General features: G+C 40.4%; 16 protein-coding genes and 2 rRNA genes. 2 read left to right on the top strand and 16 right to left on the bottom strand.

Annotated features, from left to right (window positions below):
- Nucleotides 1-102: 102 nt before the first annotated feature.
- Nucleotides 103-651 carry an NUDIX hydrolase gene (locus tag J500_RS14050; RefSeq protein WP_044437284.1) on the top strand — a complete coding sequence of 183 codons (549 nt, stop codon included), beginning with the start codon at nt 103-105 and terminating at the stop codon, nt 649-651.
- Between the two features lie 84 nt (nt 652-735).
- Here J500_RS14050 and J500_RS14045 read toward each other — a convergent pair whose 3' ends face one another.
- From J500_RS14045 to J500_RS14020, 6 genes are all read right to left on the bottom strand, one after another.
- Nucleotides 736-2,667 carry a hypothetical protein gene (locus J500_RS14045; RefSeq protein ID WP_004999113.1) on the bottom strand — a complete coding sequence of 644 codons (1,932 nt, stop codon included), beginning with the start codon at nt 2,665-2,667 and terminating at the stop codon, nt 736-738.
- A gap of 19 nt (nt 2,668-2,686) precedes the next feature.
- Nucleotides 2,687-3,895 (bottom strand): putative pilus assembly protein FilE, encoded by a 1,209-nt coding sequence (gene filE, locus J500_RS14040; protein WP_227613719.1) that lies wholly within the window; start codon nt 3,893-3,895, stop codon nt 2,687-2,689.
- A 2-nt stretch (nt 3,896-3,897) separates the two neighbouring features.
- Nucleotides 3,898-5,562, bottom strand: a complete 1,665-nt coding sequence (locus J500_RS14035; protein WP_004999118.1) for an OmpP1/FadL family transporter — start codon at nt 5,560-5,562, stop codon at nt 3,898-3,900.
- Between the two features lie 14 nt (nt 5,563-5,576).
- The gene (locus J500_RS14030) at nt 5,577-6,746 is read right to left on the bottom strand and encodes a hypothetical protein (RefSeq protein ID WP_004987464.1); all 1,170 of its coding nucleotides are present in this window, start codon (nt 6,744-6,746) and stop codon (nt 5,577-5,579) included.
- Between the two features lie 29 nt (nt 6,747-6,775).
- Nucleotides 6,776-7,609, bottom strand: coding sequence for a C39 family peptidase (locus tag J500_RS14025; protein WP_004987466.1), 834 nt, complete (start codon nt 7,607-7,609; stop codon nt 6,776-6,778).
- A gap of 196 nt (nt 7,610-7,805) precedes the next feature.
- The gene (locus J500_RS14020) at nt 7,806-8,792 is read right to left on the bottom strand and encodes a DUF6160 family protein (RefSeq protein WP_004999119.1); all 987 of its coding nucleotides are present in this window, start codon (nt 8,790-8,792) and stop codon (nt 7,806-7,808) included.
- A 262-nt stretch (nt 8,793-9,054) separates the two neighbouring features.
- Here J500_RS14020 and J500_RS14015 point away from each other — a divergent pair, with 262 nt between their 5' ends.
- Nucleotides 9,055-10,386 (top strand): anthranilate synthase component I family protein, encoded by a 1,332-nt coding sequence (locus J500_RS14015; protein WP_004999120.1) that lies wholly within the window; start codon nt 9,055-9,057, stop codon nt 10,384-10,386.
- 19 nt (nt 10,387-10,405) lie between these two features.
- Here J500_RS14015 and hisC read toward each other — a convergent pair whose 3' ends face one another.
- From hisC to J500_RS13965, 10 genes are all read right to left on the bottom strand, one after another.
- Nucleotides 10,406-11,488 carry a histidinol-phosphate transaminase gene (gene hisC / locus J500_RS14010; RefSeq protein WP_004987474.1) on the bottom strand — a complete coding sequence of 361 codons (1,083 nt, stop codon included), beginning with the start codon at nt 11,486-11,488 and terminating at the stop codon, nt 10,406-10,408.
- A gap of 172 nt (nt 11,489-11,660) precedes the next feature.
- Nucleotides 11,661-12,953, bottom strand: a complete 1,293-nt coding sequence (gene hisD / locus J500_RS14005) for a histidinol dehydrogenase (protein ID WP_004987476.1) — start codon at nt 12,951-12,953, stop codon at nt 11,661-11,663.
- Nucleotides 12,954-13,087: 134 nt separating this feature from the next.
- The gene (locus J500_RS14000; RefSeq protein ID WP_004999122.1) at nt 13,088-13,750 is read right to left on the bottom strand and encodes a DUF4272 domain-containing protein; all 663 of its coding nucleotides are present in this window, start codon (nt 13,748-13,750) and stop codon (nt 13,088-13,090) included.
- A 118-nt stretch (nt 13,751-13,868) separates the two neighbouring features.
- Nucleotides 13,869-14,558 (bottom strand): ATP phosphoribosyltransferase, encoded by a 690-nt coding sequence (gene hisG, locus J500_RS13995; RefSeq protein ID WP_004987483.1) that lies wholly within the window; start codon nt 14,556-14,558, stop codon nt 13,869-13,871.
- Nucleotides 14,558-15,814: a UDP-N-acetylglucosamine 1-carboxyvinyltransferase gene (gene murA / locus J500_RS13990; RefSeq protein ID WP_004987486.1), complete on the bottom strand. Its 1,257-nt coding sequence runs from the start codon at nt 15,812-15,814 to the stop codon at nt 14,558-14,560. The genes hisG and murA overlap by 1 nt, the downstream gene beginning before the upstream one ends.
- A 6-nt stretch (nt 15,815-15,820) precedes the next feature.
- Complete coding sequence (gene ibaG / locus J500_RS13985) at nt 15,821-16,072, bottom strand: BolA family iron metabolism protein IbaG (protein WP_004999125.1); 252 nt, start codon at nt 16,070-16,072, stop codon at nt 15,821-15,823.
- A gap of 135 nt (nt 16,073-16,207) precedes the next feature.
- Nucleotides 16,208-16,546 carry a ribosome hibernation-promoting factor, HPF/YfiA family gene (gene hpf / locus J500_RS13980; RefSeq protein ID WP_004987488.1) on the bottom strand — a complete coding sequence of 113 codons (339 nt, stop codon included), beginning with the start codon at nt 16,544-16,546 and terminating at the stop codon, nt 16,208-16,210.
- A gap of 169 nt (nt 16,547-16,715) precedes the next feature.
- Entirely contained in the window at nt 16,716-18,164 is a 1,449-nt protein-coding gene (locus J500_RS13975) for an RNA polymerase factor sigma-54 (RefSeq protein ID WP_004999129.1), read from the bottom strand.
- A 201-nt stretch (nt 18,165-18,365) separates the two neighbouring features.
- Nucleotides 18,366-18,480, bottom strand: a 5S ribosomal RNA gene (gene rrf, locus J500_RS13970).
- A 178-nt stretch (nt 18,481-18,658) separates the two neighbouring features.
- Nucleotides 18,659-20,129, bottom strand: a 23S ribosomal RNA gene (locus tag J500_RS13965); the annotation flags it as partial.

The raw sequence follows: 20,129 nt of genomic DNA, 5'->3' as shown, positions 1-20,129 counted from the left end.
TATCTTTTCATCATAGCTGAAAAATGCGTGGCTTCGTATAGAAATGATGCGAAAGTCCAAAATTTCAGTTATGCTGAGGCATCCTTATCCTTGATGATCATTATGAGTTTTTGCACCGTTTGTGGACATGAAACTGAAGATAAAATTCCGTTAGGCGACCATCAGCTTCGTCGTGTATGTACACATTGTGGGAATATTCATTATGAAAACCCAAAACTGATTTGTGGCGCTTTGGCTATTTGGGAAAATAAAGTCTTGTTATGTCGTCGTGCCATTGAACCTCGTTATGGGTTATGGACACTGCCAGCGGGATACATGGAGTTATTTGAAACCATGGAACAAGGTGCGGCACGTGAAACACGCGAAGAAGCTGAGGCTGAGATCGACATTGAACATTTATATTGCATGTACAACATTCCTCGCATTGGCCAAATCTATGTTCTATTTAAAGCAAACTTGAAAGAAGGTTATTTTGGTGCTGGCGAAGAAAGTATTGAATGTCGCTTATTTGAAGAACATGAGATTCCGTGGGGGGAATTGGCTTTTCCAAGTGTAGAACGCACATTAAGACATTATTTTGAAGACCGAAAAATAAAAAAATTTCCAGTTCATTTGGAAACATTAGGTACACGCCTAGATCATACAGGTTAACTTTAAAATAGTTAAAAATCCTAGAGATAAGTCGATATAAACAGGGGAATCATGATGATTCCCCTGTTTTAGTTTTAGAACTGATTACTTTTGTTTAATCGTATAACAGCTTGGCAGATCGATACTTAAGGTACCATTCACACGTTTGGCCAAGTCTTGCTGTGCAGGAGTTGGTGCAGGTGAGATATCTTTAATGTTGTTATAGACTTTTTGATAAGCCGCATGAATATTAATCCAGTTCGCTTCTGCATTACTAAAGTTCGTCATATTCACGCCACGCGTCGTATTATGATCGGTTAATAGGTTGTGTAAGTTAATTTTTACGCCGCCTGAAGTCAATGTTTGAGAGGATTGTCCTGTATCACTTCCTGCTCGAACCGAGAGATTCTGGTTTAATCCTAAAATAATCCCTTCCAGTAATCCAAATTTTGCATTGGTTAAAATCATTCGAATAGTTAATGATTTATCGGTTTCAGCATAATTACCTGTACCCGTAGTTCCAATTCTAAACTGTTGAACGCCATTACTGTCCACCATTGTCGCTGGATTTATGCTCGCACAAGTACCTGACATATCATTCGCACTTGCATCAGGTCGAATGTCCGAACGAATATCACCATTCTCATCAATCACAATTCCCAGTTTGACATCCTTAACACTGGTATCACTAAATTTAAAATTCAAAGTTGCATACATTGGGAAAACATAATATTCGCCCGACTTCACATTATTTGGTGTCGTTAAGATTTTCTTGTCGAGATAGGTAATTGGATTGGTTTTAGAGACATCAATGCTGCCATCAAACTGTTCTGGGCTAAATTGCTGTGTCCACTTACCATAGCTGGCCGCATCACCCTCTTTAGAACCAGTTGCCTGTTTATAGACAGCCTCTGTTCCTGTGATGATGTAACCGTTAATTAAACGGCCTTGGGTAATTTTGAGCGGATCACCACTTTGATCTGCCATAGAAAATACAAAAGGACTACTCGCCAACTTTTTAGTTAATGGATTAATCCAATTGGTTTGCGCCTCAGCATTCATTTTCTTAGGTGCGATTTTACTAATAAGTGTCAGACGTTTTAAGGAATCACTGATGATCGTCCCTTCACTGGTCTTATCATCAGGCTTGCCTTTCCATTGCAAACCATAACCAAATGTGTGTCCAGTACGATCCGAGAGTAAGTACATATTGGCAATAATTTCATTGCCTAATAAGCTCTTACCATGGAAACCTTCAATATATTGCTGATCGACACCACTTTCGGCAGGGAGTGGCCATGGTAAAAAGTCAGATTGGAAGCTACCCGCATTTTGCATATTCAGCATTTTCACCACAACATCGAAAGCGGTCTGATCACTGACTTGTGAAACATCGACCCATGGTTTTAATAGTGCCGCATAACTACCATCTTTAAAATTGCTCACATCAATCGACTGGCTAATATTTTTCAGATTACTTTTATAATCTTCATCTAATTCCATCGGCTGAAGATCACCAATTGCATTCTTTTCGTTCACTGCTCCCGCAGCCTGAAAAATTTTAACTAAGCCCATCGCAACTTTAATGGTTTCATCATTTGGATCTAGACTGGCAGGGGCTTTACCAACCATCGCTGTCGCTATATCGACTAAAGAAATAGGAGCATCTGATATTTTCAAAGAAGTGATCGTTTTTAAATCGACCGCACCTAATTTAATCTGCTTATCCGTTCCTTGTCCCTTGATCGAAAATGTTACAGTATCACCTAATTTACACGCACCAGAGACCGCATTAGAGCTATTTTGAGTAATAAAGTGATTCGTTGTATCGCTACTACAATCAAAGTTTAAACCTGCTACTGGATAATCAAAAACAAACTCAAGACAATCCGTAGAAGTGGTAGAACAACTGGTACTTGCAGTAACGCCTGTACTTCCTGGAGGATCAACATGAATATTGCCTCCCTCTCCACCACAACCATTTAAAGCAGCCATGAGAGCTGTTAATGTAAAAGGAATCCATATTTGCTTTTTCATAATACAATCACTTTATTACCTAACGGATCGCCGTTAATTTTATTTGTCCTTGATTTGATAAAGATTTTTCCTGAACATCTAATGCTGAAGCCAATGGGGTCAACAATATATAAGATGTCTGATCAGGAAGTCTTATCGTTCCTTCAATTGCCGCATGTTGCAACATGGTGGCTGGAAATTCCTGATTTTTGTAGCCACTTACGCCTTCAAGTATGCATCCTTTCTGATCCAGAAATACCACAAAAGGCCAGTAAAATGTTGGATTCTGTTCAGTCGTAGCATAAGAGGTCAGTTTCAGTTGTTTCAATGGTGCAGATAATTTAACCACATCATAATCAAAAGTGTCTTTGATAGGTTTTCTTGGCCATAGTCCTATTTGCTTTTCAACATTGAAGAGTTTGGCATCTTTCATCTTCTTACCTGTAAAGCATGCTGTCTCTAGACTTTCAACCACTTGCTCTTTCGGCATGCGATAGTAGGTTGAAGATAAGGCCAATACTTCTTCTGCTTTTTCATTTTGATTCTTTTTCAACATCGACTGTAAAAAAGACTTACTTACCCCTTTTTCACGCTGTTCTGGCTGCATACGCACCGCACCAAGTCGGGCATCAACAATGCCTTCAGGCATCACGTAAAATCGTTTTTTACCTTCAAGATTAAACTCTTTCTCTTCTAAATATTCGCTATCAATATATTTTTCGCCATTCAACTCATCGATGTGTTGATCAGTTTCATTATGAGGTGGCTGATGAGTTGAGTTTAAATGAGTTTCGGTCTTTACTTTTTGAGTTTGTTGCGTTGTCGAGGATACTTTGGACTGAGACTGAGTATAAGCTGACTGTGCAGGCGCTATATTTTTTGTTTCAGAAGATTCTTTTTGCTGAATAATTGTTTCAGGCAAAGTTTTAGTCACACTTTTTGCTGTTATAGGAACAGCTTCCTTTTGTAAATGATCTGGTTGTATAACCTGTGGCTGAATGGCTTTTATAGACTCTGAGCGAGTCGCTTGAACTGGCTTAGATTCAGCCACCTTAGACGTATCATCTGGCTCGGTGACTACTTTCCGATAAGTTGCCTTTTTAGATTCCACGGGATCACGTGGAATCACCAAAGGACGACCATCCGGCCCAATAATTGTAAAAAAATCGGCAGCATATCCCATCGGTACTGTTCCTAATGAAAACAATACCCCTGAAACATACGCCATTGATTTTTTACTTTTAAACATACTTACCATCTTGTTCTGTAGTTAATCCCTAAAATCGTAACTTGTGTATTAGTACGAACGTTTAATCCTGCATAAGGGTTCAAGATTAAATTATCAATCCCACAAGCATTTGACAACGAACTTGAGCATGCAGGAATGTTGTCACGACTGCGTAAGAAAGCTAAGGTCAAATCAATATCTGTATCTGCATCAAATCGATAACCTAATCCCAAACCAAATAATTGTGCATTATTGATTGGAATCAATGTATTACGTTTATCATCTGGTGTTGCAGAAGCGCGAGGCTCATACCCAGCACGTAGCTTCAAACGATCCGTTGCCGAGTACTCTACACCAATCCCCCAACTCCATGGAGAGGTAAATTTTAAAGGTACAGATAAAGTGCTATCCGTCACCCCACTCGAAAGCAATTTTGCAATTTTAAGCGCCGAAACTTGACGATCAAATTCAAATCTGAATTGATCCCACTGCTTATAATCTGTCCAGCCCACATCAAAATTGATTTGTAAATCTGGAAAAACTTTATACTTGATCCCTGCCTGAAAATGCGCTGGATATTTTAAATCCATCGAAACCAAACCTGACTCGCTAGCTGGAATGTAAGATGGAAATCCTAAAATAGCAGCAAAAATTTGGCCCGTCGCAGATGAGTTCAAAGCTCGAATCAATTCACGCGGAGCATTGGCATTATCAATATAATATTTGCCTTTCATTCTTGTTTTACTTTCGCTTTGATACACCATACCAAAAGCAAAATCATCCGAAGGTTCCCACATTAAGCCCAAGTTATAACTTGGCGCTAATGATTGCTCCATGGTCGCTTTGAGTTGACCAAATTTACCAAATGGATTGAGACCTTCATTGGCATTACATAGACCTAATAGTAAAAGATCGGTAATAATGTCTGAATTATCACGAAATGGCGAACAGACCACATCATCCACCATACGCAACACACCAATCAATTCATTAGGGAAGCGTAAATCTGTTTTTAAGGAAATTGCCTGATAAGACATACCCAATGATGCACCTAGAGACAACTCATCATTGACTTGGAATGCAAATGATGGTGATAGATAGGTAATGCGCTCAAATGCAACCTGTTGCCCCATAAAATTGCCGGGATTGCCATTTTCAGAACCATAACCTACGATCAAGGGTGCATAAATTGCGGTTGCATATGTAACTTTTGAACCCGGTGGTTTATAGGCAATACCTGCTGTAGGTGCAGCAATAGGAACACCCTCACCTAAATCCACCATCTTTTTTAAGATAGGCACATAAATACTGGCATATTCAACATCAGCGCTGACTGTTCCTTTGAAGTCTGTACATAAACTGGATGGATTTTCAGGCGCGTCATTACACACTAATGGGTCATCTGAATAACCAAATACGTTATAACCTGCTGGGGCAGATAAATCGCGTTTTACGTTAAAATTGGCGACAATGCCTTGTACATCAGTTTGTAAACCTTCAATTTTAGCCAACCCTGCTGGGTTAAAATGAATCGCACTAATCCCGGGAGGATCAGCCGTCACCGCATTTCCCAACGATAATGATCGAATATCAACTGATAAGTTTTGTCCAAGTTGTGCAAAAGTCACACTTGAAAAGCCCGTTAAAAAAATTGCAGCAGCTAACGGGCGTAGTCTTGGGTATAACATACCGACTACTCCCTTTAGTTACGAATTTTCTTGGCAAAACCAACAATATCTAATGGGAAAGATAAACCCAATGAAACATCAGGCGCATCTTCAGTTAGACCGATTCCCAACGTACCATTTACAATGGTATCTGGTGAAACACGTACACCGAGTGCAATCGAGAATGTTGCACTGGTTTGATCCGCGGGTTTATAAGTTTCGCCAGTGTTATAGGTGAACTCACTTTGAGTATTGAAACTTTGCTGATAGGACATCGTCAAAGACACGTCATAGTTAAACGAATACGCAAAACCAAAAGCAAAGCCACCACTAATCCCAGGATCAAACTCATCAATAATTCGTGTACCACGAATCTGATTTAAACCTGTTTCTTTGAAACCATAGTTGGCCGAAACCGAAGCGAATAATACGACTGGATCAATATATTTACGGGTACTTGCGCCAATCCCTGCTGAGTAATAACCCTTACCTGTTGATAAATCCTTGGTTGGATTGACTTCATATGGACTATCACCTGTTTTAGTCGAAATATTACCGAATAAAATCAGAGGTAAACGACCTGCTTTTAAAGGAAACGGTTCCCAACGCGCACCAAATGAAATATCACCTAATCCTGCCGTGGTCGTATCTTTTAAATTATCTGATTTCGCGACAAATGGAAGCGAGGTCGATAATGTCAAATTATCGCGTAGACCGTATTGCAAGGTAAAGGTATTGGTCAGGGTATGGGTTGCATCTTCATCCACTCTTAGCTGTGCAACGCTACCATCCTGAATGGCAAGGTTTAACTGACTATCTCGATAGTAGGTATAATCGATATCATAATACGTCGAAATCTCGCCTCTTTTGATCAAAGAGTACTGACGCTCATTTGAAGTAAATACTTCTTGCAGGTTACTTTCCTGTGTTGCATCGCCTTCTTGTTTCTGCAATGCCTCAGCTGCACCGTTTGACTGAACAGTTTGAGCTGTATGAGATGGAGCAACTGGAGCAGGTTCAATCGCAGGTGCATCCTCAGGTTGTACAGCTGTTGCATTTGGATCAGGTTCTGTAAATGCAGTTGCTGGCTTAGATGCTGTTGGCACATCCTGTGCCTTAACATCTGCCGCATATACACCACCCATCATAAAAATTTGAATACTGACTGCAAGTAGAGTTTTATTCATCCATTGAGCTCTCATCATCTATTTCCTACCACTTATTTTTTTTCTGACTATTTACGCTTGTAATACAAGCGCATAAAAGTATTAATGTTCTGACCATAAGTATCTGATTCTTTATTTAAATCAGGCCCTCTGCGTACAGTTGATGCTCTATCTGCAATCTTTTCCATATAAAAAGTCGGATATTGAATATCAACAAGTGCATATTTATTAACGGTTGCATCTTCCACATGACGCATATCAGCATCTTGTAGTGCCAACATATTTTGTCTTTGAGCTTCAGGAACATTAATTAAAAATAAAGTGTTATTTTCCCAAATCTCTTTGAATCTTTCCTGATCAAAGCTGATATTCCCAAGCGCTGGGTCAGCTACGTAAACGCGTCCATTTTTATAAGCTTTGTAAACGACAAAATGTTTAAATCCCGCATAGGAGATGGGAACAATTGCAGGTTGTCCCTGTTTAATCAAATCAGAGAACTCCCCCCGATATCCCCCACTCTCTAGACCTAATGCAGTCACAAAACGCTTCATATCCAATAGTGAAAAGCTTCGACGTTCTACAATACGGTTATATTCACCAAAGCGTAAAAGCCCGTTCATGGTTTGCTGCTCGGTTAAACGAGTACCCACATAACCATTTAAGAGAGTTGTTAATGCGGCCGAACCACAACTATAGTCATAGGCTTGACGGACGATGCCTCGGAATTGATCTTCAACCGCAGGTTTAATATTTACCTGTTCGCGGTGAAAACGAGTGAATGAAGGTTCACGTGAATCGAGAACTTCTGTGTAGTTGACAGTACCTGGCGGCTTTTCCTTAATATCAAAGGCTTGAGTCGCAAAGTAATAAATCAGTGCCGACCCCAATGTAATCTCTAACATAATCTAACTTTTCTACTTTTGGCATCTGATGCCCTTACGTTGCTATTATTTTTAGAGTAAGTACTCTACGTTCCTTGTCTGTTGAAGATACCTTTTTTTTTATTTTTTTGACAGAATGCGTCTTTTTTTGTAACTGATGTAAATAAAAAAACGCGCATCAATGCGCGTTTTTCTTTATGGATAAATCTAAATGAGATTAGTGACCAGTTACTGTAATTTGAGAGCCAGCAGTCGACATAGTTGGTCCATAGAAAGTTTTTAAACCGCTAATTTCCACATCACCAATAGAGGCTTGGCTAGAAGCACCTAAATGAACACCTTTGATGTAAATATCATTACCAGCTGCATCATTTGAAGTAATTTGTAGACCTGTTGGAATAACTTTAACAGAAGCATTTAAGTTCAAATTACCATTTGCATCACCAGTCGATGCAACCTTAATACTGTCAAGTACAATATCACCGTTACCAGAACCATCATGAATTGAGAGATTAGCTAATTCCAAACCGCCCTGCATAGTTGTCTTTAGATTAATCATTGCACCCTGAGGAGCTGTACCTAATTGGATATTTGCATCCATTTTACCAGTTTTAAGAGTAAGTCCATTTAAAATTTTATTATAACCAGTAGTTTCCACACCACGGGTCACAGAACCCGCTGTATAAGCCTTACTTTTCGCAACACCAATTTCACCAACATAGATATCAAGACCAGAAACTGCTGCTGCAATATTTAAGAATGCGCCATTTGCACCACCTGCATCAGTGTCAATTACTAAATCAGCCAAGTTATGTGAAGCTAAGGCACGGTCTGTATCCAATGCACCATTTTTAATTGGCGCAGTGATAACTAAACCACTATCTTTAGTTATAGAACCGACTTTACCATCACCTTTAATGACAATTGCACCAGCTGTTGACGTACCACCTAAACTCCCTAGAACTTCAGGAGTACCTGGATTTCCTGGAACAGCTGCTGAACCACCATTTTTGTATTTATCCAAACCATCATTATCATGAATAGCCAATTGATCAATAGTCACTTTAGAAATACCAATACCAATATTGATACCATCTTGACCTGTGGTTGAGCTAAGCGCAGCATCATCCATTGACTGCATTGCCATAGCGTTTGCACTGATCGCGATTGAAGAAACCAAAGCAAGTTTAGTAAACATTTTCATTCCGTACTCTCCCAAGAGCATTTATTTTTTTTGGTTTTTCACTACTCTATGTTTCTACGGTTTTTGAATTTCCCCAGTAGAAACGTCCTATCCATGAGTAGCTGAATTTGCCTCTCTAAATTACAACTCTGTTAATTTTTGTCCAACTGCTGTTAGTCAAATTTGATGAACTACCCGATAAACGGTTCGGTAGCTTATGTCTGTTGGCGTTCTGTAGTAAAATCACGGTTTCATCTTTATTCATATTTTTAGGCTTGTCTCTGTGAAGTTTTTTTGTAATTTAAATCAAAATATTAGATCTACTTCTGAAATATTATTCAAACTTCACTCTACACATGGACTGGTTTTTCTAGAGGATCAAAATCATCCAGTCATAGCGTTTAACCCTCGGCATTATGTAGTTTATAACAACAAACAATTTAAATATTTTAAAATTAATTCAATTTATCAATATGAAGTGATGGATGAATTCACTATTGACAATTTTCTTCAATTTCATTCTGCAAATAATCCTCAAACAGCAGCAACTTTTTCAGGTGGCTATATTGGCTTCATCTCTTATGATTATGCAGCCCATCAATTTACTCCTGTCAAAGAACGTCTACAGCCCTCTTTTTATATCGGGCAGTACGATAGCTTTTTAAAGTTTCACGATGATCATTGGTATTTTTATAGTGATGCGGATGATGCTGAACAACAATGGCAGCAACTTGAAATCTTGCTCAATCAAAAGACTCAAATTGAAACTTTATCTTTACAACAAACACTACGCACACGTTGGTCACCCTCAACTTATCGTCAAGCATTTCAACGGATTCAAGATTATATTTTGGCAGGTGATTGCTATCAAATTAATTTAACTCAAGAATTTATCGCCAAAGCGCAAGGTTCACTGTTAAGCCGTGCTGAACACCTTTGGAGACTTACCGATGCACCTTACGCAGGGTATTTAAAACTGGATGATTTTGAATTGCTCAGTTGTTCTCCAGAGTTATTTATTGAATTTAATCAACAGCAACTTATTACCCGTCCAATTAAAGGTACGATGCCGCGTTTTGATGATCCTGAACTGGATGCTGCATCGAAACAAAAATTACAATATTCCGAAAAAGATCAAGCTGAAAACGTCATGATTGTGGATTTGCTTCGTAATGATTTAAGTGTTTATGCAGAAACAGGTTCGGTCAAAACCAATAAACTGTTTGAAATTGAAAGTTTTAATCAGGTTCATCACATGGTCAGTGAAATTGAAGCGACATTAAAGCCAGACGTCAATCCATTTGAAGTATTGATGTCCGCATTACCGGGTGGCTCTATCACTGGAGCACCTAAAATCCGTGCGATGCAAATTATCGAAGAACTCGAAGGGGCACCGCGTGGAGCGTATTGTGGTTCACTCGGTTATTTTAATTTTGATGGTTCTGGTCGTTGGAATATCCTGATTCGCAGCATTCAAAAGTTTCAGGATGAGCTTTCGGTTTGGGCGGGGGGTGGAATTACCATTGCGTCTGATTGCGATGCAGAATATCAGGAATGTTTTGATAAAGTGTCCGCCATGCTCGACTTACTCAATACATGGCAGATCAAAGATTAAGTTTTGACGATAAATAAACTTAAAGTAGTGTCTTTAAAGTCTCTACAAGACGTTGGTTTTGTTGATCTGTACCAATAGTAATTCGTAAGTATTGATCAATCCTTGGTTTATTAAAGTAACGTACAAGCACGCCTTGCTCACGTAATTGTATTGCTAACTCAGCAGCATCGCGCGCGGGATGTGTCACAAAAATAAAATTGGCTTTAGATGGCAACACCTTAAAACCAATTTCTTTTAATTCCTCAACCAACTTATCTCGACTTTGAATCACCTTTTGGCATTGTGCTTCAAAATAAGCCTGATCTTCAAATGATGCAACCGCCGCTGCAATCGCAAATCGATCCATCGGATATGAATTAAAACTATTTTTTACTGCTTCAAGTGCAGCAATCAAATGTGCTTGAGCAATGGCAAAGCCGACACGCAAACCTGCCAATGAACGTGATTTTGAAGTCGTTTGACACACCACTAAATTGTCATATTGATTGACTAACCCGACCGCAGTTTCAGCACCGAAATCAATATAGGCCTCATCAATCACCACCACACGATCAGGATTGGCTTGTAAAATCTGCTCAATCTGTTGCAGTGACAAAGCAATACTCGTCGGTGCATTCGGATTGGTAATAATAATGCCGCCATTGGCTTGACGATAATCATCCAACACGATTTCAAAATCATCATTCAGTGGAATTTGTTGAGTTTTCACACCAAAAAACTGACTATAGACAGGATAAAAACTATAGGTAATATCTGGATAAAGAATCGGTTGATCCTGAATAAAAAAGGCTTTGAAAATATGAGCTAAGACTTCATCCGAACCATTACCCACAAAAACTTGTTCAACGCTCACATTTTGCTGAGTGGCAATTGCTTGTTTCAATTGAGTCGCATCGGGATCTGGGTATAAACGCAAAGCATCTGCTTGGTGTGCCAATACGGCTTGCACCGCTTCCACTACTTTTGGAGAAGGTGGATACGGATTCTCATTGGTATTAAGCTTGAGTAAATTCTGGATTTTAGGCTGTTCACCCGGTGTATAGGGTTCTAATTCACGAACTTCTGGACTCCAGAAACGCATTTGTTCTGTTGTAAACGTCATTTTATATTCTCTTGTTGCCCTCTCCTAACCTCTCAAAGAGAGAGGAGTCTTCAAACCTTTCGCATCGCTCCTGACAAGTTCCCTCTCTTTTTAGGAGATGAGGAGCGATATAGTTTCGAAAAGGAGAGGTTTATATTGATGATAGCGCTAGACCACGACACCTATTTCTATTTTAAACGTCATAACGATAACGAGCAGAACGTGCATGGGCATCCAGATTTTCTTGTTGCGCCAACAAATCCGCTGTTCTGGCAAGCGTTTTAACACCCGCTTCTGAACACATAATCAGGCTTGAACGTTTTTGGAAATCATAGACACCAAGCGGTGAAGAAAACCGCGCTGTACCTGAGGTCGGCAAGACGTGATTTGGCCCTGCACAATAATCCCCAATCGCTTCTGGTGTATAGCGTCCCATAAAAATGGCACCTGCATGACGGATGTCTTGGCTCATGGCTTCGGCATCATCCAGACAAAGCTCTAAATGCTCTGGTGCAACTTGATTGATGAGTTGAATTGCTTCAGCTCGATCTTTCACCAAGACCAAAGCACCTCGATTAGCAATCGATGTGCGCGCAATATCGGCTTTAGGCAATGCAGCTAAATGTTCCTCAATCGCGTGCGCCACATCCTCTAGTAGGTCTGCATCAGGCGTAATAAAAATCGCTTGCGCAACAGTATCATGTTCAGCTTGTGACAAAACATCCATCGCTAGCCATTTGGCGTTGTTTTGGCCTTCTGCATAGACCAAAATTTCAGATGGTCCCGCAATCATATCAATACCGACCTGACCAAAAACTGCACGTTTGGCAGCCGCTACAAAGCGATTCCCCGGCCCAGTAATTTTATCCACCGCAGGAATGGTTTGGGTTCCATAAGCCAATGCTGCTACTGCTTGAGCGCCACCAATGGTAAAAATACGATTTACACCAGCCAAATAGGCAGCAGCTAATACCAATGGATTCAGCTCACCCTGCGGTGCTGGAACTACCATGATAATTTCAGGAACGCCTGCAACGTGTGCAGGAATCGCGTTCATTAATACAGAAGATGGATAAGAAGCTAAGCCACCGGGCACATAAATCCCAACCCGATCTAAAGGCGTAACTTTCTGACCTAAGGTATTTCCTAATGAATCGACATAAGTCCAGCCTTCTTGTTTTTGCGCCTGATGAAAACTACGAATACGTTCAGCAGCCAATTCGAGTGCTTCACGAATTTCAGGTTGTAGCGCATCAAACGCCGCTTTGAGCTGTTCTTGGCTCAGTTCCAGATCTGAAAATTGATGCGCTGGATGTCGATCAAACTGTTGAGTGAGCTTAAGAACATGATCATCACCATACTGACGAACATCAGCTATGATTTGATCTACAGTTTTTAAAAGTTCAGGATCATTAACAGTCTCAAACGCCAACAAATCTGCAAAGATTTGTTTGAAGTTTTGATCTTGAGTCGATAAACGTCGCATCAATTTACCTACAAGGTTTTGAGTGAAAAGAAAAACTTAGTTTACCTTGTTTCGGATGGTTTGTGGGTAATCAATCATCAATGATCTGACTTTGTTTCATCGAAAATAAAATTAAACTATATTTAATTTTCTAATCAGGTATTCACGTCAGGTTCATCCCAATCTGCATCATATTGAATAAGCCAATTGAGTGCGGCATGACGTTCAAGAACAACCGAAGCATTTAGATTTGCAGGTGTCGGACGTTGTTTTAATCTCGCCTCAACACATGCCCAGTCATAACGATAGATAAGATCGGCCTCATCCAAAATTTGTTCGATTTCCCTAAGTTGAGTTTTTTGCATAAATGTATCAAATGATTCACAAGATGAAACGGCTTGGATTGCAAAATCACAATCAACCACTTGGTCTGGATAATTTAATTCATCTACAATTCCCAAAGCCCAAAGCAAAACCCAATAAGATTCATATTTCCACACCATATTGATCACATCTTGAGGTGCCGCTTGGTTATGGAGTATGGCACTTTCTTTAGCCGTGAGTTGGTCAGCCACTTCATATTGATTGAATAATCCAATAAAAAAATCTTTGGTTGGTTGATCATACTGGTTGTTATTAATATCACAGGCAATCTGAACAGTGAGTAAACAAGTAATTGCACGTTTCGCGATTTCCTCAGCAGAGCGAATACAAGCCTCATCAAACGATTCAATGACGGGTAAATGTTCGATATAAGGAATACTTTGTTGTTTTAATTTAGATATTGATTCTTGCTTACGTTGTTTTACACTTTTCATTATAAAATCCCATAATAAAATTATGGTTTTATTCTCTACGCTTGCTTCATAAAGATCAAGCCATAAAAAAACCGCCAAAGATGACGGTTCAAAAATATAAAACATTTAAGGAGCAAAATTAAGATTGGCGATCACTGACTGCTTGTTCGACTTGCGACAAGATCGGGTCCAGTAAAGTCTGTTTACGCTTAAAGCTGGCTTTATTGACAATCAAGCGTGAAGAGACTTTCATAATCTCGTCCAATGGCTCTAAACCATTGGCACGCAAAGTATTCCCTGTATCCACCACATCGACAATATAATCACCTAAACCCACTAAAGGCGCGAGTTCCATCGAACCGTAGAGCTTAATCACATCCACTTGCTCACCTAAGCTTGCATAGTATTGGCGCGTTAAATTGACATATTTGGTGGCGATTTTTAAGCGACCTTGTGGACGTTGCATGCCGACTTTACCAGCGGTCATCAATTTACAATTCGCTATTTTGAGATCAAGCAATTCATAAACGTGCTGTGCACCGTGTTCCATCAGTACATCTTTGCCTGCCACACCAATATCCGCGGCACCGTTTTCCACATAAGTTGGCACATCAGACGCACGTAAAATTAAAATACGCACTTGCTTGTGTGTCGTTGGAAAAATTAATTTACGTGACTTTTCTGGGTCTTCAAGCAAATTAATGCCCGCTGCTTCCAGTAAAGGCAAAGTTTCTTTTAAAATTCGACCTTTACTGAGTGCCAATGTTAAACCATGATCAAAATTTCCCATGACGTTAAAGTTAGGATCATCGTTTCTCATATCATTCATTAACTGACTCGCTTAATGTTCGCGCCTAAACTTTGCAATTTTTGTTCAATATTTTCATAACCGCGATCAATATGATAAATACGGTCAATCAGGGTATCACCCTCTGCAACCAATGCCGCCAAGACCAAAGAGAAAGATGCACGTAAATCCGTTGCCATCACAGGAGCTGCTTGTAAGGTTTCAACACCAGTCACCACTGCATCATTGCCTTCGACCTGAATATTCGCTCCCATACGCGCAAGCTCAGGTACATGCATAAAACGATTTTCAAAAATCGTTTCTGAGATCGTAGCAAAACCACGACCAATCACATTGACCGCCATCAACTGCGCCTGCATATCGGTTGGAAATTCTGGATGAGGAAGTGTTCTAAAACTCACGGCTTTAGGACGTTTGCCTTGCATATCCAGCTCGATCCAATCATCACCACGGGTCACTTCTGCACCCATTTCTTCAAATTTCTCAAGAACTGACTCAAGCAAACTTGGATCGGTATGTGTGGTCTTCACTCTACCGCCTGTGATCGCAGCGGCAGCAAGATAAGAACCTGTTTCAATACGGTCTGCAACCACTGCATATTCGCAGCCATGCAAACTTTCCACACCTGTAATAATGAGTGTATCAGTATCAATACCATCAATTTTAGCGCCCATTTTTACCAACATATTGGCCAAGTCGGTAATCTCAGGCTCACGTGCAGCATTACGTAATGTCGTCACACCTTCGGCTAAAACTGCTGCCATCAGGATATTTTCAGTCCCGCCGACTGTAACCATATCAAAGGTAATATCTGCACCTTTTAAACGCCCATCGACCGTGGCATGCACATAGCCATTTTCAACTTCGATGTGCGCACCTAGAGCTTCTAAAGCTTTCAGATGCTGATCGACAGGGCGCGAGCCAATTGCACAGCCACCCGGCAAAGATACTTGTGCATTGCCATAACGTGCCAATAACGGACCTAACACCAGAATAGAAGCACGCATGGTTTTCACCAATTCATATGGTGCAAACTGATTAGATAAAGTCGAAGTATCTGCCTTAACCGTATCACCTTGATATTCCATGGTAATACCTAAACCAGCAATTAACTTCACCAATGTATTGACATCTTTTAGATTTGGAACATTGGTCAAGGTAATAGGAGAATCTGCTAAAATCATAGCAGCCAGTAGGGGTAAAGCTGCATTTTTTGCACCTGAAATGCGCACTTCCCCTTCGAGCTTAGTACCACCCGAAATTAAAAATTTATCCATTAATTATTATGCTCCGAAAAGGCTTGCTTTGCGCCATTCGTCTTTGGTCATTGTCCGAATTGTCACTGCATGGACGGCACCACTTGCAATATAAGAATTTAAAGGCGCATAAACAGCTTGCTGACGCGCAACACTGCGCTTACCTTCAAATTGATCATCTACAATACGCAGGTCAAATTTTCCCGCCTGACCAGTGACAGCCACTTCCGCATCTGGAAAAGCTTCTTGTAAAATTTGAGTGAGCTGCTCACTATTCATTGCTAGACCTCATATACAAGCTTAGGCGTAAAACGCATTATTTTACTATAAATCATCGATATAATTCAGCACATGATCATATTTTATAAATAAAAAAAGAGGCTAATTGTTAGCCTCTTCAGAAAATAAAAAAAATTAAATATCAACAACAAGTTGCTGATGATTACACTGTATTTTGCGATGTTTTTGTAATTGCCGTTTTAATTTTTCACTCAGTTTTTTAATCGACATATACATATCATCGGCTGAAGCCTGAGCAAAAAGTTCTACGCCAGGCAAACGTACAATCGCCTCCGCGATGTGATTCGCACTTCCTTTATGCGTTCTTTTATCGATTTGATGGTCTTTGGAAAGCTTCACCTGCATACTATTCACCTGATCCAGATGTTTGGTCAGTTGATCAAACTTGCTTTTAATGTTTTGCTCAATTGCAGGCGTTATGACTAAATGATGTCCACGAATTGTTATTTGCATAATTCTATCCCTCACCTTCTTTCAGGATATAAAGTCATAGCCAAGCCGATCTAATGACAAAACAGAATTCTGCATCACAATCATTAAACCATTTCAGCTACTCCTTTGGTGAAAAAAAAGATTCATTATTTTGCAACAATGAATCTCTAGAATAGTCATACTTTAAAAATCAGATCAAGACTTTTCGTTCAGATGACGAAGGAATATGTAACGATTCGCGATATTTTGCTACTGTTCGACGGGCAACATCGATACCCTCTTCTTTTAATAATTCTGCAATCGCATTATCAGACAAAGGCTTACGTGGATTTTCCGCTGAAATCATTTTTTTAATACGGGCACGAATGGCAGTTGAAGAACATTCACCGCCTGAAGTCGTACCCACATGACTTGAAAAAAAGTATTTCAATTCAAATAAACCACGTGGGGTCAGCATATATTTATTGGTGGTCACTCGTGAAACTGTAGATTCGTGCAACTCCACTTCTTCTGCCACATCACGCAATACAAGCGGTTTCATCCCTTCCGCACCAATCTCAAAGAAAGCTCGCTGATGTTCTACAATACAGGTCGCGACTTTTAATAATGTTTTATGCCGTTCATCAATACTCTTAATAAAATTCTTAGCTTCCAGCATTTGATTACGTAAATAGAGATTTTCATCACTCTGATCGGCTCGACGAATCATATTTGAATAAAAAGAATTAATTCTTAGCTTAGGTAAAACATCAGGATTTAATTGCACCTGCCAGCTATTATCTTTTTTATTTACAACCACATCTGGAATTTGATAATCAGACTCCTGACTTTCAAAGTCTGCACCCGGATAAGGTTTTAATGTTTTTAATAAACCAATTGCCTCCTTTAATTGACTCATATTCAAGCCTGTGGATTTCAAAAGCTTATTTAAGTCATTGGCAATTAATAACTCATAACACTGCAATAAACTCAGTGCTTCACGACGAAATGGTGTTTGAATATCCATCATTTCTAATTGAATTTTTAAACATTCAGCCAAATTTATTGAAGCGACACCAACTGGATCAAGACGCTGGATATGTTTAAGCACCACTAGAATTTCATCGTGCTCTATTTCTTCATCATAGTCTGCTTCTATCAGCAAATGCTGTGCTGCTAATAAAATTTCTTCAATTTCAGCATCAAGAAAACCTTTATCATCCAGGCAATCAATAATGCAATAAGCAATTAATTTATCAACTGTAGAAAAATGCAATAAATTAACTTGCTCTAAAATATGTTCTTTTAAAGTATGATGAGCTTGGCGATTATCTTCCCGCTCTTCAAATTCTGGCGATGCTAAAGCAGTAGATTGATGCGTATAGACATCATCCCAATCGGTATCGACAGGAAGATCATTGGGTAAATGATCAGCATTCAATTCTTGCGTTAAATCATTAGTATCACTGCTTTCTAAATGAGTTAGGCTTTCTGTGCTACTTTCATCTTCTATTTTTTCAAGCAACGGATTACTATCCAGTTGAATCTGAATTTCTTGTTCAAGCTCAAGACTCGAGAGTTGCAATAAACGAATTGCTTGTTGTAATTGAGGGGTAAGCGACAAACTATTCGCAACTTTCAATCCAACAGATAACTTCATAAATCGATACCCTAATCACGCCCGCCAAGCAAAAAATATGCCTACATACTATTTATAGCATAAGTTTTAACGATATCCTATTCAAACTATATCATTCAATAACGTTTAATCAACCTGATGAGTCAATTTTTAATTTATATAAATTTTTCCCAATAAAAAGCACCCTCATCTGTATAAAGATGAGGGTGCCTTAGAATTAAAAGCTGGCGATGACTTACTCTCACATGGCTAACGCCACACTACCATCAGCGCGAAGAGGTTTCACTTCTGAGTTCGGGAAGGGATCAGGTGGTTCACTCTTGCTATTGTCGCCAGCAAACTGTTATGGATACTTGCCTAGTCTTATTCACTTGTGTGATGCTTTGCTTTTTCCAAATGAGTTTAACGGATTGAATATTGGGTCTGTTTTAAGTTGTGTATCTTAGCAACTATTTTAACTAAATCAAGTTTTCGTATTGAATTTATCTTGAATACAACAACTGTTTGGGTGTTGTATAGTCAAGCCTCACGAGCAATTAGTATTGGTCAGCTTCACATATCACTATGCTTCCACATCCAACCTATCAACGTCCTAGTCTTGAACGGCTCTTTAGGTGACATATAGTCACAGGGAAATCTTATCTTGAGGTAGGCTTCCCGCTTAGATGCTTTCAGCGGTTATCCCTTCCGAACATAGCTACCCGGCGATGCGACTGGCGTCACAACCGGTACACCAGAGGTTCGTCCACTCTGGTCCTCTCGTACTAGGAGCAGATCCTCTCAAATTTCCAGCGCCCACGGTAGATAGGGACCGAACTGTCTCACGACGTTCTAAACCCAGCTCGCGTACCTCTTTAAATGGCGAACAGCCATACCCTTGGGACCTGCTTCAGCCCCAGGATGAGATGAGCCGACATCGAGGTGCCAAACACCGCCGTCGATATGAACTCTTGGGCGGTATCAGCCTGTTATCCCCAGAGTACCTTTTATCCGTTGAGCGATGGCCCTTCCATACAGAACCACCGGATCACTAAGACCTACTTTCGTACCTGCTCGACTTGTGGGTCTCGCAGTTAAGCGCGCTTTTGCCTTTATACTCTACGCGTGATTTCCGACCACGCTGAGCGCACCTTCGTACTCCTCCGTTACTCTTTAGGAGGAGACCGCCCCAGTCAAACTACCCACCAGACATGGTCCTCGCCCCGGATTACGGGGCAGAGTTAGAACCTCAACATTACCAGGGTGGTATTTCAAGGATGGCTCCAATGCAACTGGCGTCACATCTTCATAGCCTCCCACCTATCCTACACAAGTAAGGTCAAAGTTCAATGTCAAGCTGCAGTAAAGGTTCACGGGGTCTTTCCGTCTAGCCGCGGGTACACTGCATCTTCACAGCGATTTCGATTTCACTGAGCCTCTGCTGGAGACAGCGCCGCCATCATTATGCCATTCGTGCAGGTCGGAACTTACCCGACAAGGAATTTCGCTACCTTAGGACCGTTATAGTTACGGCCGCCGTTTACTGGGGCTTCGATCAAGAGCTTCGCTTACGCTAACCCCATCAATTAACCTTCCAGCACCGGGCAGGCATCACACCCTATACGTCCACTTTCGTGTTTGCAGAGTGCTATGTTTTTAATAAACAGTTGCAGCGGCCTGGTTTCTGCGGCTGCCAAGCGCTCAGGGAGCAAGTCCCATCACCCTCAGCAGCGTACCTTCTCCCGAAGTTACGGTACCATTTTGCCTAGTTCCTTCAGCAGAGTTCTCTCAAGCGCCTTGGTCTACTCGACCTGACCACCTGTGTCGGTTTCGGGTACGATTCCTGTGTAACTGAAGCTTAGAGACTTTTCTTGGAAGTATGGTATCAGCCACTTCACTATACAAGTACAGCTTGATATCGACTCTCAGCATAGAGCACCCCGGATTTGCCTAAGATGCATGCCTACTGTCTTTCACCTGGACTACCAACGCCAGGCTGACTTAACC

The sequence above is a fragment of the Acinetobacter sp. 479375 genome (assembly GCF_000581715.1).
Lineage (GTDB): Bacteria > Pseudomonadota > Gammaproteobacteria > Pseudomonadales > Moraxellaceae > Acinetobacter > Acinetobacter ursingii.
Note: the sequence above shows the minus strand (reverse complement) of the source record. Positions and strands in the feature narration are given on the sequence as shown.

Bases quoted from the DNA above. Each gene is read 5' to 3' on its own strand.
- ibaG (WP_004999125.1), bottom strand. From the start codon at position 16,072: ATGAATAGTGAGCAGCTCACTCAAATTTTACAAGAAGCTTTTCCAGAT.
- hpf (WP_004987488.1), bottom strand. From the start codon at position 16,546: ATGCAAATAACAATTCGTGGACATCATTTAGTCATAACGCCTGCAATT.
- J500_RS14035 (WP_004999118.1), bottom strand. From the start codon at position 5,562: ATGTTATACCCAAGACTACGCCCGTTAGCTGCTGCAATTTTTTTAACG.
- J500_RS14020 (WP_004999119.1), bottom strand. From the start codon at position 8,792: ATGAAAATGTTTACTAAACTTGCTTTGGTTTCTTCAATCGCGATCAGT.
- hisC (WP_004987474.1), bottom strand. From the start codon at position 11,488: ATGACGTTTACAACAGAACAAATGCGTTTCTGGAGTCCAGAAGTTCGT.
- murA (WP_004987486.1), bottom strand. From the start codon at position 15,814: ATGGATAAATTTTTAATTTCGGGTGGTACTAAGCTCGAAGGGGAAGTG.
- J500_RS14050 (WP_044437284.1), top strand. From the start codon at position 103: ATGAGTTTTTGCACCGTTTGTGGACATGAAACTGAAGATAAAATTCCG.
- J500_RS14025 (WP_004987466.1), bottom strand. From the start codon at position 7,609: ATGTTAGAGATTACATTGGGGTCGGCACTGATTTATTACTTTGCGACT.
- hisD (WP_004987476.1), bottom strand. From the start codon at position 12,953: ATGCGACGTTTATCGACTCAAGATCAAAACTTCAAACAAATCTTTGCA.
- J500_RS14000 (WP_004999122.1), bottom strand. From the start codon at position 13,750: ATGAAAAGTGTAAAACAACGTAAGCAAGAATCAATATCTAAATTAAAA.
- J500_RS14030 (WP_004987464.1), bottom strand. From the start codon at position 6,746: ATGATGAGAGCTCAATGGATGAATAAAACTCTACTTGCAGTCAGTATT.
- hisG (WP_004987483.1), bottom strand. From the start codon at position 14,558: ATGAATGATATGAGAAACGATGATCCTAACTTTAACGTCATGGGAAAT.
- filE (WP_227613719.1), bottom strand. From the start codon at position 3,895: ATGTTTAAAAGTAAAAAATCAATGGCGTATGTTTCAGGGGTATTGTTT.
- J500_RS14045 (WP_004999113.1), bottom strand. From the start codon at position 2,667: ATGAAAAAGCAAATATGGATTCCTTTTACATTAACAGCTCTCATGGCT.
- J500_RS13975 (WP_004999129.1), bottom strand. From the start codon at position 18,164: ATGAAGTTATCTGTTGGATTGAAAGTTGCGAATAGTTTGTCGCTTACC.